Annotated in this window: 12 protein-coding genes and 2 pseudogenes; 6 read left to right on the forward strand and 8 right to left on the reverse strand. The window is 62.9% G+C overall.

Annotated elements, in window-relative coordinates:
- Positions 1-670, reverse strand: a 670-nt coding sequence (locus tag CP49_RS22405) for a hypothetical protein (RefSeq protein ID WP_057852406.1), incomplete at its 3' end; no start/stop codon positions are given.
- A 142-nt stretch (positions 671-812) separates the two neighbouring features.
- Entirely contained in the window at positions 813-1,322 is a 510-nt protein-coding gene (locus CP49_RS22410) for an OsmC family protein (protein ID WP_057852362.1), read from the reverse strand.
- Positions 1,323-1,528: 206 nt separating this feature from the next.
- Here CP49_RS22410 and CP49_RS22415 point away from each other — a divergent pair, with 206 nt between their 5' ends.
- On the forward strand, positions 1,529-4,324 hold the full coding sequence (locus tag CP49_RS22415) for a [protein-PII] uridylyltransferase (RefSeq protein ID WP_057852363.1): 2,796 nt from the start codon (positions 1,529-1,531) through the stop codon (positions 4,322-4,324).
- Between the two features lie 383 nt (positions 4,325-4,707).
- On the opposite strand, the gene CP49_RS22420 is transcribed toward CP49_RS22415, so the two are convergent.
- A complete protein-coding gene (locus tag CP49_RS22420; protein ID WP_420807632.1) occupies positions 4,708-5,262 on the reverse strand; it encodes a methylated-DNA--[protein]-cysteine S-methyltransferase in 555 nt (184 codons plus the stop codon).
- 97 nt (positions 5,263-5,359) lie between these two features.
- On the opposite strand from CP49_RS22420, the gene CP49_RS22425 reads away from it, so the two are divergent.
- The 3 genes from CP49_RS22425 (at position 5,360) to CP49_RS22435 (ending at position 8,731) form a co-directional block, all read left to right on the forward strand.
- Positions 5,360-5,722, forward strand: a complete 363-nt coding sequence (locus CP49_RS22425; RefSeq protein ID WP_057852365.1) for a DUF1304 domain-containing protein — start codon at positions 5,360-5,362, stop codon at positions 5,720-5,722.
- Positions 5,723-5,950: 228 nt separating this feature from the next.
- A complete protein-coding gene (locus CP49_RS22430) occupies positions 5,951-7,174 on the forward strand; it encodes an ABC transporter substrate-binding protein (RefSeq protein ID WP_057852366.1) in 1,224 nt (407 codons plus the stop codon).
- 330 nt (positions 7,175-7,504) lie between these two features.
- Positions 7,505-8,731 carry an ABC transporter substrate-binding protein gene (locus tag CP49_RS22435; protein WP_057852367.1) on the forward strand — a complete coding sequence of 409 codons (1,227 nt, stop codon included), beginning with the start codon at positions 7,505-7,507 and terminating at the stop codon, positions 8,729-8,731.
- Positions 8,732-8,896: 165 nt separating this feature from the next.
- Here CP49_RS22435 and CP49_RS22440 read toward each other — a convergent pair whose 3' ends face one another.
- The gene (locus CP49_RS22440; protein WP_057852368.1) at positions 8,897-9,322 is read right to left on the reverse strand and encodes a DUF1330 domain-containing protein; all 426 of its coding nucleotides are present in this window, start codon (positions 9,320-9,322) and stop codon (positions 8,897-8,899) included.
- Between the two features lie 147 nt (positions 9,323-9,469).
- On the opposite strand from CP49_RS22440, the gene CP49_RS22445 reads away from it, so the two are divergent.
- Entirely contained in the window at positions 9,470-11,701 is a 2,232-nt protein-coding gene (locus CP49_RS22445; protein WP_057852369.1) for a transglycosylase domain-containing protein, read from the forward strand.
- Positions 11,702-11,849: 148 nt separating this feature from the next.
- On the opposite strand, the pseudogene CP49_RS22450 reads toward CP49_RS22445, so the two are convergent.
- The 4 genes and pseudogenes from CP49_RS22450 to CP49_RS22465 all read right to left on the reverse strand — a co-directional run bounded on the left by CP49_RS22450 (position 11,850) and on the right by CP49_RS22465 (position 16,000).
- A pseudogene (locus CP49_RS22450) lies at positions 11,850-12,700 on the reverse strand (M48 family metallopeptidase).
- A gap of 196 nt (positions 12,701-12,896) precedes the next feature.
- Positions 12,897-14,267, reverse strand: coding sequence for a polyhydroxyalkanoate depolymerase (locus CP49_RS22455; RefSeq protein ID WP_057852370.1), 1,371 nt, complete (start codon positions 14,265-14,267; stop codon positions 12,897-12,899).
- Positions 14,268-14,390: 123 nt separating this feature from the next.
- Entirely contained in the window at positions 14,391-15,209 is an 819-nt protein-coding gene (locus CP49_RS22460; RefSeq protein WP_057852371.1) for an ABC transporter permease, read from the reverse strand.
- Complete coding sequence (locus CP49_RS22465) at positions 15,206-16,000, reverse strand: ABC transporter ATP-binding protein (protein ID WP_057852372.1); 795 nt, start codon at positions 15,998-16,000, stop codon at positions 15,206-15,208. The genes CP49_RS22460 and CP49_RS22465 overlap by 4 nt, the downstream gene beginning before the upstream one ends.
- 242 nt (positions 16,001-16,242) lie before the next feature.
- Here CP49_RS22465 and CP49_RS47650 point away from each other — a divergent pair.
- A pseudogene (locus CP49_RS47650) lies at positions 16,243-16,502 on the forward strand (sensor histidine kinase); the annotation flags it as partial.

A 16,502-nucleotide genomic window follows, 5' to 3' on the forward strand; every position in this document is an offset into this window, starting at 1 on the left:
TCGCGATGCCAAGTCCGATCAAGCCCCAGGCGCTGTTGGCAAGTACGGCGGCCGTGGGCGGGCCGCCGATGCGCGGGTGCAGAATCAGCATCATCGAGGTGAATACGATCGGGAACAGTGCGATCATGCCGCTCACCTTGGGGCCGACCCAGCTAGATGTCGTGACCACCGTCGCCACCAAGGTTGCGACCAGCGATGCCCGTAGCGGGATGTCGTACCAGCGGCGCCGGATCGGCGGCATTTTGGCGTGGCGGTAGCGGGCGAGCAGCGGGACGCAGATGGCATAAGCGATGACATTGGCGATCAAGCCGCCGGCCAGCGACCATTGCACCGAGCGGATGATTGCGGCGAGCGCGAGCCATACGGCGACAGCCGAGAGGCAACTGAGCAGCGCGCCATGGCGCTGCGCCAGCACGACATAGGTCAGCCCGAGGAAGACCGTCGCGGCATTGATCGGCAGGCTCGCCAGCGCGCCCTCGGCGATGAAGGCCGCGTTATGATCGAGTGCGAGGAATACGTAGGACGGCCCCGCCGAAATCGGCAGCGTCGCGATCAGCGCGCCGATCACCGGGCCCGATCGTTCGGTGACGATCGAGGCCGTCACCACGAACGCCGCGGTGATCGCCATGCGCAGGGCGAGCGTGAGGATGAAGGCGAGTTCGGGGGACATCTTTCCGTCGTTCCTGCGGACGCAGGAACCCATACGCCGCGGCTTCTAGATTTCGGGCGGTGCGGGTTGCTACTTCCCGCACCAATTGGAGCCGGTGGTTATGGGTCCCTGCTTTCGCAGGGACGACGGCGAGCAATGTGCCTCACACCCGCTTCATCGACACCGAAACTTTCGGGCCGTTCCTGATGGTCTGGTAGACCACGCAATAGCGCTCCGTCAGCTTGAGCAGCAGGTCGAGCTTGTCCTGCGGCGCATCGGTTCCGACCTCGAAGCGCAGGCGGATCTCCTCGAAGCCGACCGGGGCTTCCTTGTCGACGCCGAGCGTGCCGCGAAAATCCAGGTCGCCTTCGGCGATGACGTTGCCGCTTCTGAGCGGAATGTCGACGGCAGTGGCCACCGACTTCAGCGTCACGCCGGCGCAGGCGACCAGGGCTTCCAGCAGCATGTCGCCGGAGCAGAGCTCCAGGCCCGAGCCGCCGGTGGCGGGGTGCAGCCCCGCGACCGCCAGCGCGCGGCCTGTCTCGACCTTGCAGGCAATGCCTTCATTGTCGATCGAGCCTTTGGCTTTCAGCGTAATGACCGCGGCTGAGGGATCGGACTTGTAGCGTTCCTTGATCGGGGCCTGCATCGCGCGAAGTTCGGCGGCGTCCATTTTGTTCTCCCCAATTTGTTTGTGCACCGGATATAGAGCGCTATCGATGCGCTGTCATCACGGTCCCCAGTCATTCACACGTTGCATCGAAAATCCACGCTTTTCCAACAGCTTATGGCTGGTATTCGCGTCGGTGGCAGCATAGCTTTGATTTGACCGTACAATCGTCCGTGACAGCCTTTGTGCCGTCCGTTATCGGGGAGATCATGGACAGCATCGTGATTGAGGCCCCCTCGGGGGAGGATGAACGTTTTGATACCGCGCGGATCACCGCGGCGGTCGATGCGTTGGCCGAAAAGCATGCCGGCCGCGAGGATGTGTTTCGCTCGGCGCTGGCGCAACTGCTCAAGGCCGAGATGATCGCGGCGCGCGCGACCGCGCAGGCCATACTGCTGAAGGATCGCCACGGCCGCCGCTGCGCAGAGCGGCTCTGCTTCATGCAGGACGAAATCATCCGCATCCTCTATTCGGCCGCCACGCGGCATCTCTATCGCTCGCATGTGCCCTCCGGCGCCGAGCGTATGTCCGTGGTCGCCACCGGCGGTTACGGCCGCGGCCTGATGGCGCCGGAATCCGACATCGATCTGCTGTTCATCCTGCCCTACAAGCAGACCGCCTGGGGCGAGCAGGTCGCGGAAGCCATTCTCTATTGCCTGTGGGACATGGGACTGAAGGTCGGCCACGCCACGCGCTCGGTCGACGAATGTATCCGCCAGGCGCGCGGCGACATGACGATCCGCACCGCGATCCTCGAGACGCGATTTTTGACCGGCGACCGGCCGCTCTATGACGAACTCGTCGCGCGGTTCGATAAGGACGTGGTGCAGGGCACGGCGTCGGATTTCGTCACCGCCAAACTAGCCGAGCGCGAGGAGCGGCACCGCCGCGCCGGGCAGTCGCGCTATCTGGTCGAGCCCAACGTCAAGGACGGCAAGGGCGGACTGCGCGACCTGCACACGCTGTTCTGGATCGCCAAATACGTCTACCGCGTACGCGAGACCGGCGAACTGGTCGAGCGCGGCGTGTTCGACGCGCAGGAGTATCGCACCTTCCGCCGCTGCGCCGATTTCCTGTGGTCGGTGCGCTGCAACTTGCATTTCGTTTCCGGCCGCGCCGAGGAACGGTTGTCGTTCGACATGCAGCGCGAAATCGCGGTCAGGCTCGGCTACACTTCGCATCCCGGCATGCAGGATGTCGAACGCTTCATGAAGCACTACTTCCTGGTCGCCAAGGACGTCGGCGACCTGACCGCGATCCTGTGCGCCAAGCTGGAAGACGAGCAGGCCAAGCCCGCGCCGGTGCTGAGCCGCATGGTGGCGCGGCTGCGGCCGGGCGCCAAGCGGCGGCGGGTGCCCGACAGCGACGACTTCATCATCGACAACAACCGCATCAACCTCGCCGCGCCCGACGTCTTCAAGCACGACCCGGTCAATCTGATCCGGATCTTCCACCTGGCGCAGAAGAACAATCTTGCCTTCCATCCTGACGCAATGCGCACGGTGACGCGCTCGCTGAAGCTGGTGAATACCCAGCTTCGCGAGAATCCGGAGGCCAACCGGCTGTTCATGGAGATCCTGACGTCTGACAATGCGGAGATCGTGCTGCGGCGCATGAACGAGGCCGGCGTGCTCGGTCACTTCATCCGCGCCTTCGGCAAGATCGTGTCGATGATGCAGTTCAACATGTACCACCATTATACGGTGGACGAGCATTTGATCCGCTGCATTGGCCACCTGCAGGAGATCGAGCGCGGCGGCAATGACGAGTTCACGGTCGCGAGCGACCTGTTCCGCAAGATTCAGCCCGAGCATCGCGCGGTGCTCTACATCGCGACCCTGCTGCACGACGTCGCCAAGGGCAGGCTCGAGGATCATTCGATCGCCGGCGCCAAGGTGGCGCGGCGGCTGTGCCCGCGGCTCGGCTTCAACGCCGCCGACACCGAGCTGGTGGCATGGCTGATCGAAGAGCACCTGACGATGTCGACGGTGGCGCAGTCGCGCGATCTGTCGGACCGCAAGACGATCGAGAATTTTGCCGCCGTCGTGCAGTCCGTCGAGCAGATGAAGCTGTTGACCATCCTGACCACCGCCGACATCCGGGGCGTCGGCCCCGGCGTGTGGAACGGCTGGAAGGCGCAGTTGCTGCGCACGCTGTATTATGAGACCGAGCCGGTGCTGACCGGCGGCTTCTCGGAAGTGAACCGCGCGCAGCGCATTGCGGTAGCGCAATCCGAATTCCGCGCGGCCTTCACCGAATGGCCGGAGCAGGAGCTTAACGCCTATATCGGGCGGCATTATCCCGCCTACTGGCTCAAGGTCGATCTGCAGCGGAAGATCCGCCAGGCGCGTTTCATCCGCTCCAGCGAACAGGCCGGGCATCAACTCGCGATCAATGTCGGCTTCGACGAGGCGCGCGGCGTCACCGAGCTGACGATCCTGGCAACCGACCACCCCTGGCTGCTGTCGATCATTGCAGGCGCCTGCGCCTCTGCCGGCGCCAACATCGTCGACGCGCAGATCTACACCACCACCGACGGCCGCGCGCTCGACACCATCTCTATCTCCAGGGAATATGACCGCGACGAGGACGAGGGCCGGCGCGCGACCAGGATCGGCGAGATGATCGAGCACGTGCTCGAAGGCAAATTGCGGCTGCCTGAAGTGGTGGCGCGCAAGGCGGCCAACCGCGGCAAGGTGCGCGCTTTCGTGGTCGAGCCCGAGGTCACCATCAATAATCAGTGGTCGGACCGCTACACCGTGATCGAGGTCTCCGGCCTCGACCGCCCCGGCCTGTTGTATCAGCTCACCACCGCGATCTCGAAGCTCAACCTCAACATCGCCTCGGCCCACGTCGCGACCTTCGGCGAACGCGCCCGCGACGTGTTCTACGTTACCGACCTGCTCGGCGCACAGATCACCGCGCCGACCCGCCAAGCCGCGATCAAGAGCGCGCTGCTTCATCTGCTCTCCACTGAAGACAACGTCGCGCAGCCGGCGGCGTAGCGGCTTGGCGGCCTTGTTGCTTCAATCACTGCTCGTCATCCACAACAGGTGTGTTCCCTCTCCCCTTGCGGGAGAGGGCTAGGGAGAGGGGTGGCGGCAACGGCGGTGCGCGTGGCTTACCCCTCTCCCCCGCCCTCCCCCGCAAGGGGGGAGGGAGCGCAGTGTGCGCGGCGTGATCGCGTGGTTCGAAATTCAAAGATTCTCTCCACGTCATTGCGAGCCAACGGGTCGCGCGAATGCGCGCCCGATGACAGGCTCCGCAAAGCAATCCATAGCTCAGCACGGGGATAGATCGATTGCTTCGCTGCGCTCGCAATGACGGCTGAACGAGCTCGCGCATTCTCGCGACGCAATACGCCCGAGGTTTTGGGCTTCGCTTCCGCCTACGCTGGTTGAGTTACGGCGGGACGAGTCGCTCCACCATCGTACGCAATCTGCACGCCCTCATGCTGCAGCAGCCAGCGCTTGCGCTCCAGTCCGCCGCCGTACTTCACCAACGAACCGCCGGCGCCGATCAGGCGATGACAGGGCACGACCACGCTGATGGGATTGGAGCCGTTGGCGTGACCGACGGCGCGGACGGCTTTGGGCATCTTCAACTTCGCCGCCAGCGCGCCGTAGCTCAGCGTGGTCCCTGCCGGAATCTTCGGCAATGCGTTCCAGACCGCCTGCTGGAACGGCGTGCCGGCAACACGCCACCTGATCGCGGCGAGGCGATCGAGGTCGCCCTTGAAATAGCCGGTCAGTGCGGCGCGCAGCTCGTGCGACGCCCGTTCATTCTTCAAATCCACCACGCCATAATGCAGGCGCAGCAATTGCTTCATGCGCGGCTCATAATCCTCCCAGTCCATCGCGCGGAGCAGGCCGTCCGCATCGGTGACCAGCAGCGCCGTCCCGATTGGGGTTGGCAGGCGGTCGAGGGTGAAGCTCTCTGGCATCGTCATTCCCTGAAAAATATCGGCGAGCGTCCCGCACTTTTCACCCGCCGCGTGCTAGCGTCCACCCGAATTCCGCTGCCGGTTGGGGGACCGCAACATGATTTTCATCGCCAATGTTTTGGTCGCGGTGGTTGCCGCGCTGCACGTGTTTTTTCTCGTGCTGGAGATGTTTCTCTGGGACAAGCCGCTGGGCCTGAAGATCTTCCGCAACCCAATCGAGAAGGCAAGGGATTCGAAAGTGCTGGCCGCCAACCAGGGCCTGTATAACGGCTTCCTGGCCGCAGGCCTGGTCTGGGGCCTGTTCCACCCCGATCCGGCCTTCGCCTTCCAGATCAAGGTGTTCTTTCTGCTCTGCGTGATCGTGGCAGGCGTCTATGGCGCGGCGACCGTCAGCCGCCGGATCCTTTACGTGCAGGCCGCGCCCGCGGCGCTCGCCTTGATCCTGCTCTGGCCGGCGTGAGGACGGTCGCCCTCTCGCGCTAGAGCGCGGTTCTGATTGAATTAGAACCGCGCTTTAGATTCTTGTTCTAACGCGTTTTCTTGCCGCGAACCGGCATCCACTTCGCTCGAAAACGCTATAGCTTGCATTGGCAAAATCGTTCCGCCACACTCCCGTCCAACGATGACGGCCGGCCATCCCAACCGATGGCCGGCACAGGATCATCGGCCAATATGAGGGAGCAGCGATATGAGAAGTGGCGTTCTTCATCTGATCGCAGGCATGGCGGTTGCGGTCGCGCTGGCATCGCCAGCGAACGCGCAGAAGAAATACGATACCGGCGCCAGCGATACCGAAATCAAGATCGGCCAGACCGTTCCGTTCTCGGGACCGGCCTCCGCCTATGCCGGCATCGGCAAGACGCAGGCCGCCTATTTCAGGATGATCAACGAGCAGGGTGGCATCAACGGCCGCAAGATCAACCTGATCCAATATGACGACGCCTACTCGCCGCCGAAAGCCGTCGAACAGGTGCGCAAGCTGGTCGAGAGCGACGAGGTTCTGTTCACCTTCCAGATCATCGGCACGCCGTCGAACGCCGCCGTCCAGAAATATCTCAATGCCAAGAAGGTGCCGCAGCTCCTCGCCGCCACCGGGGCATCGAAATTCACCGATCCCAAGAACTTCCCCTGGACGATGGGCTTCAATCCTAACTACCAGTCCGAGGGGCGCATCTACGCAAAATACATTCTGCAAAACCATCCCAACGCCAAGATCGGCATTCTCTACCAGAACGACGACCTCGGCCGCGATTACGTCACTGGCCTGAAAGAAGGCTTAGGGGCCAAGGCCGCGTCGATGATCGTCGCCGAAGCCTCCTATGAGCTGACCGACCCCACCATCGACTCGCAGGTCGTCAAGCTGAAGGCCGCCGGCGCCGACCTGCTCTACGATGCCTCGACGCCGAAATTCGCCGCCCAGGCGATCAAGAAGGCCGCCGACCTCGGCTGGAAGCCGGTGCATATCCTCGACATCAATGCGAGCCCGATCTCCGCCACGCTCAAGCCCGCAGGCCTCGACATCTCCAAGGGCATCATCTCCACCAACTACGGCAAGGAGCCGAGCGATCCGCAGTGGAAGGACGATCCCGGCATCAAGGCCTATTTCGCCTTCATGGACAAATATTACCCGGAGGGTGACAAGCTCAACACCGTCAATACCTATGGCTATTCGACCGCGGAATTGCTGGTGAAGATCCTGCAGCAATGCGGCGACAATCTCACCCGCGAAAACGTCATGATGCAGGCCGCCAATCTAAAGAACGTCACCGGCAGCCTGTCGCTGCCGGGCATGGTCACCAACACTTCGCCGACCGATTACCGCATCAACAAGCAGATGCAGATGATGAAGTTCAACGGCGAGCGCTGGGAACTGTTCGGCCCGATCATCGAGGACACCGGACCGTCCGGTTAAACAGAGCACGTCCGATCCATTTTGAAACAACTGCCGGCGTCGTGTCTTCTCGGCGCCGGCAGTTTCGTTTCCACCGGGGTTCCACACCTGCCTATGAGCGCACACGGCGGCACGGCAATACCGATGAGGTGTTTTTGTGCAATCGTCAGCCGATGCCCTTGCTTTGAGCTTGCGACCGTCGAGACGAAATCGCGCGCGCTCGGAACGGCTCGCCTTGCAATGCAACATGGCTTCCGCCAGTATTACCGCAGCGATGGCGTCCGCCTGGGTTGATTACAGCCCCGGGCTAGATCATCGGCTCAATCATAAACACATGAGGAATGCATCAATATGCGGAAGGGTATTTTCCATCTGGTCACCGGCACGGCGCTCGCGCTTGCGCTGTCGGTCTCGACGGCGTCGGCGCAGAAGAAATACGACACCGGCGCGACCGATACCGAGATCAAGATCGGCCAGACCAATCCATTCAGCGGACCGGCCTCCTCCTATGCCACGATCGGCAAGACCCAGGCGGCCTATATCAAGATGATCAACGATCAGGGCGGCGTGAACGGCCGCAAGATCAATCTGATCCAGTATGACGACGCTTACTCGCCGCCGAAAGCGGTCGAGCAGGTGCGCAAGCTGGTCGAGAGCGACGAGGTGCTGCTCACCTTCCAACTCCTCGGCACGCCCTCGAACGCGGCGGTGCAGAAATATCTCAACGCCAAGAAGGTGCCGCAGCTCTTCGCCGCGACCGGCGCGTCGAAGTTCACCGACCCGAAGAATTTTCCGTGGACGATGGGCTTCAACCCCAACTACTTCGTCGAGGGGCGCATCTACGGCCAGTACATCCTGAAAGAATATCCGAACGCCAAGGTCGGAATCCTCTATCAGAACGACGACCTCGGAAAGGATTACCTGAACGGCATCAAGGCCGGCCTCGGCGACAAGGCAGCGAAGATGGTGGTGGCGGAAGCTTCCTACGAAGTCTCCGACCCGACCATCGATTCGCAAATCCTCAAGATCAAGGACGCCGGCGCGGACCTGTTCTTCTCGGCGACGACGCCGAAGCCGGCGGCGCAGGCGATCAAGAAGATCGCCGAGCTCAACTGGAAGCCGGTGCACATCCTTGACATCAACGCCACCTCGGTCGGCGCCGTGATGAAGCCGGCGGGCCTCGAAGCTTCCAAGGGCGTGATCAGCGTCAACTACGCCAAGGATCCGCTCGATCCGACCTGGAAGGACGACCCCGGCATGAAGAAGTATTTCGAGTTCATGGCGAAGTACTATCCTGACGGCGACAAGGATTCGAACTTCAACGCCTATGGCTACGTGACCACGCAATTGCTGATCCATGTGCTGAAGGCATGCGGCGACAACCTGACCCGCGAGAACGTGCTGAAACAGGCCACCAGCCTGAAGAACGTTCCGCTCGACCTGCTGCTGCCGGGCATCACCGTCAACACCACGCCGGACGATTACCGCGTCAACAAGCAGCTGCAGATGATGAAGTTCAACGGCGAGCGTTGGGAAATGTTCGGCCCGATCCTCGAGGACAAGGGCGCGGCGGGTTAGTCGCGGCGATCCAATCGATCGGCGGAAAGAAGCGATCGGCGGCCCCTCGGGGCCGCCGATTCTTTGTAGGATGGGTAGAGCGCAGCGAAACCCATCATCGCAAGAACCTGCGTCAACGGCATTGATGGGTATCGCTTCGCTCCACCCATCCTACGAAATCGCCACTTACTTCGGTATCTCCCCAAACGTCTTGCCGATGGGCAACACCGCGTGCCGGATCAGGCGGGAATCCTCCACCGCGGCCTGGCGGTGCTTCACCGCTTCCCGGTAGACGGGATCGCGGATCATCTCGGCGAACGCGGCGACGCTTGGGTATTCGGCGATGAAGCAATGATCCCAGCGTTCGTCTTGCGGCCCGATCAGCATCAGTTCGAACCTGCCCTGCCAGACGATGCGGCCGCCCAGCCGTTCGAACACCGGGCCGCTTTCGCGCCCATAGGCCGCGTAGGCTTCCGCCCCCGTCGCCTTGCGGCCGTCGGGATAGGCCGCCTGCGCACGCAGCCGGACCAGGTTGAGCATGTGGATGGGACCCGGCCGGTCATTGGCCCGGAACTGCGCGAAAACTTCCTTGGTCGGATCGATGTAGCCCATGTCATTTTCCCCCGGGACCGCGGTGGTTTGCAGCCATCCTAATATGCCCCCCGCCGCACCTCCTAATCCCACGTTAACCTTTTGGTAACCGACCCTTAAACAGCCGTCGCTAGCCTGCAGCAGGGACGGGTGTGAACGGCGTTTGTCATGGCGTGGGGACGGAAAAAGAGCGGCGCACGCAAGGAGCCGCTATTCGGCCTTCAGGTGGCGCTCGCCGACCTGCGCCTCTCTCCCGAAGATCGCATTCCGGCCGCCACCGACGGCGACGACGACAAACCGAAGAAGCCAGTGCCGAAGCGCAAGCCCGAAGAGGACGATGACGAGCCGCCGCCGCGCGAGCGCAAGCCGCGTCCGGCGAGGGGCGGCGCGAAGCGGCGTGCGAAATCGCGCGGACGGATCAGGATCGGCCGGCTGATCTATTGGGGCGCAGTGCTCGGCCTGTGGGCGGCGATCGCGATCATCGGCGTCGTGGTCTGGGTCGGCGCGCAGCTGCCGGCGATCCAATCGCTGGAAGTTCCAAAGCGCCCGCCGACCATCCAGATCGTCGGCATCGACGGCAGCGTGCTCGCCACACGCGGCGAAATGGCCGGCACCAATGTCGCGCTGAAGGATCTGCCGCCTCATCTGCCGAAGGCGTTCATCGCGATCGAAGACCGCCGCTTCTATTCGCATTACGGCATCGACCCCGTCGGCATCGCACGCGCCGCAGTCGCCAACATCCTGCATCGCGGCGTATCGCAGGGCGGTTCGACGCTGACCCAGCAGCTCGCGAAAAACCTGTTCCTGACCCAGGAACGCACGATGGCGCGCAAGCTGCAGGAAGTGGAGCTCGCGCTGTGGCTGGAGCGCAAGCACTCCAAGAACGAAATTCTCGAACTCTACCTCAACCGCGTCTATTTCGGCTCCGGCGCCTACGGCGTCGAGGCCGCGGCCCAGCGCTATTTCGGCAAGTCGGCCCGGAACGTCACGGTCGCGGAAGCCGCGATGCTGGCGGGCCTCGTCAAGTCGCCGTCGCGGCTGGCGCCGAACCGCAATCCGGAAGGCGCCGAGCAGCGCGCCCGGATCGTGCTCGCGGCGATGGCGGAGGCCAAGTTCATCAGCGATGCGCAGGCCAAGGCCTCGATCGGACATCCCTCGTACAATGTGAAGCCGGCCGGCGCCGGCACGGTCAATTACGTCGCCGACTGGATCGGCGAAGTGCTCGACGACCTCGTCGGCCAGATCGACCAGAGCATCGTGGTCCAGACCACAATCGATCCGAAGCTGCAGAGCGTCGCGGAAGCCGCGATCATCGACGAACTCGCCGCCAAGAGCGTGAAGTTCAACGTCACGCAGGGCGCGCTCGTCGCGATGGCGCCTGACGGCGCGGTGCGCGCCATGGTGGGCGGCCGGAACTACGCCGAGAGCCAGTATAACCGCGCGATCACCGCCAAGCGCCAGCCCGGCTCGGCGTTCAAGCCGTTCATCTATCTGACCGCGATCGAGGGCGGCCTGACGCCGGAAACGATCCGGCAGGATGCGCCGCTCGATCTGAAGGGCTGGCGCCCCGAGAACTACACCCATGAATATTTCGGCGCGGTGACGCTGACGCAGGCGCTGGCGATGTCTCTCAACACCGTCGCGGTGCGGGTCGGGCTCGAAGTCGGGCCGAAGAATGTGGCGCGGACCGCGCACCGGCTCGGCATTTCATCGAAGCTCGAGGCCAATCCCTCGATCGCGCTCGGCACCTCGGAGGTGTCCGTCATCGAACTGGTCGGCGCCTATGCGCCCTTTGCCAATGGCGGGCTCGGCGTCTCCCCGCATGTCGTGACCAAGATCCGCACCAATGAAGGCAAGCTGCTGTACGCGCGGCAGCCTGATCAGCTCGGCCAGGTAATCGAACCGCGGCATGTCGCGATGATGAACACGATGATGCAGGAGACGCTGCTGTCGGGCACCGCGCGCAAGGCGGAGATTCCGGGCTGGATGGCTGCCGGCAAGACCGGCACCAGCCAGGATTTCCGCGACGCCTGGTTCATCGGCTACACGGCGAACCTCGTCACCGGCGTCTGGCTCGGCAATGACGATAATTCGCCGACCAAGAAGGCAACCGGCGGCGGCCTGCCGGTGGAAGTCTGGACGCGCTTCATGCGCACGGCGCATCAGGGCGTGGCAGTGGCGGGTTTGCCGAACTCGCAGCGCGGCGGTTTTCTGTCAAACCTGTTCCAGACCGCATCGCAGGTCAGCGCAGCGCCGAGCCCGCCGGCTCCGGCCCCATCAGGCAGTTCGCACCGACCACCGCCGGCGCGAACGTCCGCGCCACCGCCGAATCCGAATGCGCGCCCTGAGGCGGCGGCGGGACTGGATGGCTGGCTGGTGGACCGGCTGTTTGGAAGGTAGCGATACGCGCAGCGTCCCTGGTCGTCATACCTCGCGAAAGCGGGGTATCCAGTACGCCGCGGCTTCTCGGCTGATCACTACTGTCTCTGGAATACTGGATCGCCCGCCTTCGCGGACGATGACAGCGCTATATGCGGAGATAGCAGGCCTAATCCTCGACGCCGTAACGATGCAGGTCGTTGCCATAGGTGTCGAGCCAGCGCTTGGCGCGCTCGACATGATCGCAGATGCGGTCGACGACGCGCCAGAACCTGGGCGAGTGGTTCATCTCGACGAGATGCGCGACCTCATGGGCGGCGAGATAGTCCAGCACGTAGGGCGGCGCGAGGATCAATCGCCAGGAATACGACAGCGAGCCGGCCGAGGTGCACGATCCCCAGCGGCTCGACTGGTCGCGGATCGACACCCGCCTGACCCTGACGCCGAGATACGCCGCATGGGCGAGCGATGCCTTGTGCAGGTCCTTGCGCGCTTCGCGCTTGAGGAAGTCGTGGACGCGCCGGTCCATGTGCTCGTAGTCACCGGCTACGCATAAAATCTTCTCGCCGCTGTCGCGGATTTCCGTCCACACCGTGCCGCGCTCGCCTGCGCGGTGCACGATCCGGTGCGGCACACCGCGCAGCGGTATGACAGTGCCGGCCTGAAACGGCGCAGCCTTCGGCAGACGGCCGAGACGGGCGGCGATCCAGCCGCCGTGAAGCTGCGCAAAATCCTTGGCTTCCATGATCGTGCCCCGCGGCGGCATCGTCAGGATGGCTTCGCGATCGGTCGGATGAATGCGTAACGTGTAACGCCGCGCGCGGCGGTGCCGGCGCAACCTGATCGCAAAGACTTGCGAGCCGTGCTTGACCAAAAGAGTCGCGGGTTCGGCGGGCCGCCGATAAAGGAGGGCGCGAGTAGCCATTTCTTGGAGTCCGGGGAGCAGGAGTTCGCCCGGATTCTGCCATATCCGCCGCCAGGGAAATCGCATCTAAATTGCTCGGCGCAAAAACAAATCATTTGCCCAATATACAGGGGCTCGGCGGCAAATAGCCTCTAGGGAATGGGGATGGAACCCACAATTTCGGCTGGAACCGGCGGTCAAAAACGGCCTCAAGGAATGAGTCTGAACTCACCCCTTGATTCGACCCGAATCCGGAATGTTTGAATCTTCTCAGCAACTTATCGGCGGCTAGGAATCGGTGCCGCCCGGACACTATTCGGCTGCACGGACCAATGTCGGCTTGGTCTTTGCCGCTGATATCTTCGTATTAGCCTCTGACATCATGGTATTGGCGGCCGACATCATGAAATCGGAGATGCGCGGCACGATTTCGGAACGGAATCGCGAACCGTTGAACACACCGTAATGTCCAACGCCCTTTTGCACGTAATGCACGCGGCGATGATCGGGAATTGCGGGGCACAGCGCGTGCGTCGCTTCGGTCTGGCCGAGGCCGGAGATGTCGTCGTTCTCGCCTTCCACCGTCATCAGCGCCACGCGGCGGATTTGGGAGGGATCGACCAGCTTGCCGCGATGGGTCATCTCGCCCCTCGGCAGCGCGTGCTTGACGAATACGACGTCGACGGTCTGCAGGTAATACTCGGCCGTGAGATCCATCACCGCGAGATATTCGTCGTAGAAATCGCGGTGCTTGTCGACCATGTCGCCGTCGCCCTTTACCAGATTGTTGAACAGGGCCTTGTGCGCGTCGGTGTGGCGATCGAGATTCATGGTGATGAAGCCCGAGAGCTGCAAAAAGCCCGGATAGACGTCGCGCATCACGCCGGGATGCGGGAACGGCACCTTGGTAATGACGTGGTTGCGGAACCAGTCGATGCCGCGCTCGGCCGCGAGGTTGTTCACCGAGGTCGGGTTGCGCCTTGTATCGATCGGGCCGCCCATCAGCGTCATCGACAACGGCACGAACGGATCGCGCGTGGCTTCCATCACGGAAACCGCCGCCAGCACGGGCACCGAAGGCTGGCACACCGCGATCACATGCATGTTGCCGCCGAGCACGTGCAGCATCTCGATGACGTAATCAACATAGTCATCGAGATCGAAGCGGCCCTCGGTGAGAGGAACCATGCGCGCGTCGGACCAGTCGGTGATGTAGACTTCATGCGTCGGCAGGAACGCCTCGACCGTGCCGCGCAACAGCGTCGCGTAATGGCCGGACATCGGCGCGACGATCAAGACGCGCGGATGGGGTGCGCGCAGCGGCCGGGTCAGCTTGCGATCGAAATGCAGCAAGCGGCAGAACGGCTTCTCCCAGATCGAGCGGACCTCGACCGGTGTGCGGATGCCGTTGACCTCGGTGAAGTCGAGGCCCCATTCGGGCTTGCCGTAACGGCGGGTGGTGCGTTCGAACAATTCGCAGGCCGCGGCGATCGATTTGCCGAACTGCGTGTGCGACCAGGGATTAAGCGGATTTTGAAACAGGATCTTGGTGGCATCGGTCACGGCGCGCGCCGGGTTGAGCGACGCGTGGCCCAATTCGTACATCCAGTACATCGGCGTTGTGAGCGCCGGACTGCCTTCGGCCACCAGCGGCGGTGCGCCGCCAAACTCACCAATCGGCATTTTATTTCCTCTGTTTGCGCCGCAGCATAGTGCAGAATGCGTAATAATGCGTCAATGGACCGATTAGTTATGTCCACGCATCAAAAGGTCTAAAAACCCCGGAAAACCACGGGAAACCGTGACTTATTCGCCACCCCCGAGCAAAGATCCGTGGTGTTTGGCGCTGCGCAAAAGGGCAAGGAAGATCGCAAAGGAGGCGACGAACAGCACCGCGTTGATGCCAAGCGACCAGACCATCAGGTCGGCCCTGAACACGTGATCGATCAACAGCGTGCGCATGCCTTCGAACACATAGGTCGGCGGCAGCGTCCAGGCGAGCCATTGCAGCCAGTCCGGCAGCACCGCGACTGGATAGTAGACGCAGGCAAGCGGCATCAGGCCGAACATCAAGGTCCAGACGATGCTCTCGGCGCCGAGCCCGTTGCGCAGCACCAGGCCCGACACAAAGATGCCGATCGACCAGCTCGTGAAGATCAGGTTGCAGAAGAATGCGATCAGCGGCAGCCCGATCGCGAAGAAATTGAAATCGAAGAAGAACAGCGCCAGCAGCGTCATCGGAATGACGCCGATCGCGAGCCGGATCAGGCTCATGATCATCAGCGAGATCAGGAATTCGATCGGCTTCAGCGGGCTCATCATCAGGTTGCCGAGATTGCGCGCCCACATCTCCTCGAGAAACGAGATCGAGAAGCCGAGCTGGCCGCGGAACAGGATGTCCCACAGGATCACCGCGCCGATCAGCGTGCCGCCGGCGCGCGCAAAGAAATTGTCGTTCTGCGAAATGTAGTTCTGCAGAAAGCCCCAGGTGATGATCTGCAGCGCCGGCCAGTAGATCAGCTCCAACAGCCGCGGCCAGGACGACATCAGCAGATACCAGTAGCGCAGCACCATCGCCTGGATGCGATGCCACGAAATAGCGTGATGGGTGGCGATCTCGCTCATGACGCACCCTCCGCCACCCGGCCGCGCGCGACGTCGAGGAACACGTCTTCCAGCGTGGTGCGGTTGTAGCGCGCCATGATCTGGTCGGGGCTGTCGTCATCCTCGATGCGGCCGCGCTTCATGATGATGACGCGGTCGCACAGCCGCTCCACTTCCAGCATGTTGTGCGACGCCAGCAGGATGGTGGCGTCATGGGTCCTGCGGTAGTCCTGCAAATGCTGCCGCACCCAGTCGGCGGTATCAGGGTCGAGGGAAGCCGTCGGCTCGTCGAGCAACAGCAGCTCCGGCTGGTTGATCAGCGCCTTTGCCAGCGCGACGCGGGTCTTCTGCCCGGCCGAGAGCTTGCCATTGGCGCGATCGATAAAATCCTTCAGATCGAGGTCGGATGCGAGCTGCTCGATGCGGTCGGCGAGATTCTCCACCGCATAGAGCCGGCCGAAGATGGTGAGGTTCTGCCGCACCGTGAGCCGCATCGGCATGTCGACATAAGGGCTCTCGAAATTCATCCGGCCGAGCACCTCGGCGCTCTCGTCCGGCATCGCATGACCGAGAACCTGGATGCGCCCCGACGTCGGCAGCACCAGCCCCATGATCACCGCGATGGTCGTGGTTTTGCCGGCGCCATTGCCGCCGAGCAGCCCGGTAATGCTGCCACGCGCGATCCGAAACGAGATGTCGTCCACCGCGCGGGTGGTCTTGTAAAGCTTGATCAGATGCGCGACCTCGATCGCGGCGGAGCTTTCCTGCCCGGCCGCGGGCGGTTGCGCTGGCGTAGCGTCGCTATTGACCATTTCGGCCTGTTCATTGGGCCATCACGGCGGATAGCGCAAGGCTTTGTCCTGCGTCGTGGGCGGCGCAGGCCTGCATGGTTCGAGACGCCGCTTTCGCGGCTCCTCACCATGAGGACAGACTATCCCCTCATGGTGAGGAGCGCGGCAGAGCCGCGCGTCTCGAACCATGCAGCCCCCCGCCCGCCCGACAAAGCCATCCGCGCGAATTTGTGATCGCACGCCCGCGCGGCTAAACTCCGGATATGTCAGACGTTGCAGCCTCCGATTTCCGCCTTCCATACCGCTATGTCCGTCTCGACACGATCCTTCGGCTGCGCTGGCTGGCGGCGCTCGGCCAGCTCACCGCGATCTTCATCGTGGCGCATGGGCTGGAGTTCGAATTTCCCGTCATTGCGTGCGTCGCAATTGTCGGCGTTTCGGCGCTGCTCAATCTGGCGCTGCAGGTCGCCTTCAATCCGATGCAGCGGCTGGAACCGGTCTATGCGGCGGCGCTGCTCGCGCT

Origin of the sequence: Bradyrhizobium valentinum (genome assembly GCF_001440405.1) — a bacterium.
In the GTDB taxonomy this organism is placed as follows: Bacteria; Pseudomonadota; Alphaproteobacteria; order Rhizobiales; family Xanthobacteraceae; genus Bradyrhizobium; species Bradyrhizobium valentinum.

What these genes read in the sequence shown, in the direction of transcription:
- CP49_RS22410 (WP_057852362.1), bottom strand. Translation starts at nt 1,322, where the DNA reads ATGGACGCCGCCGAACTTCGCGCGATGCAGGCCCCGATCAAGGAACGC.
- CP49_RS22415 (WP_057852363.1), top strand. Translation starts at nt 1,529, where the DNA reads ATGGACAGCATCGTGATTGAGGCCCCCTCGGGGGAGGATGAACGTTTT.
- CP49_RS22420 (WP_420807632.1), bottom strand. Translation starts at nt 5,262, where the DNA reads ATGCCAGAGAGCTTCACCCTCGACCGCCTGCCAACCCCAATCGGGACG.
- CP49_RS22425 (WP_057852365.1), top strand. Translation starts at nt 5,360, where the DNA reads ATGATTTTCATCGCCAATGTTTTGGTCGCGGTGGTTGCCGCGCTGCAC.
- CP49_RS22430 (WP_057852366.1), top strand. Translation starts at nt 5,951, where the DNA reads ATGAGAAGTGGCGTTCTTCATCTGATCGCAGGCATGGCGGTTGCGGTC.
- CP49_RS22435 (WP_057852367.1), top strand. Translation starts at nt 7,505, where the DNA reads ATGCGGAAGGGTATTTTCCATCTGGTCACCGGCACGGCGCTCGCGCTT.
- CP49_RS22440 (WP_057852368.1), bottom strand. Translation starts at nt 9,322, where the DNA reads ATGGGCTACATCGATCCGACCAAGGAAGTTTTCGCGCAGTTCCGGGCC.
- CP49_RS22445 (WP_057852369.1), top strand. Translation starts at nt 9,470, where the DNA reads ATGGCGTGGGGACGGAAAAAGAGCGGCGCACGCAAGGAGCCGCTATTC.
- CP49_RS22455 (WP_057852370.1), bottom strand. Translation starts at nt 14,267, where the DNA reads ATGCCGATTGGTGAGTTTGGCGGCGCACCGCCGCTGGTGGCCGAAGGC.
- CP49_RS22460 (WP_057852371.1), bottom strand. Translation starts at nt 15,209, where the DNA reads ATGAGCGAGATCGCCACCCATCACGCTATTTCGTGGCATCGCATCCAG.
- CP49_RS22465 (WP_057852372.1), bottom strand. Translation starts at nt 16,000, where the DNA reads ATGGTCAATAGCGACGCTACGCCAGCGCAACCGCCCGCGGCCGGGCAG.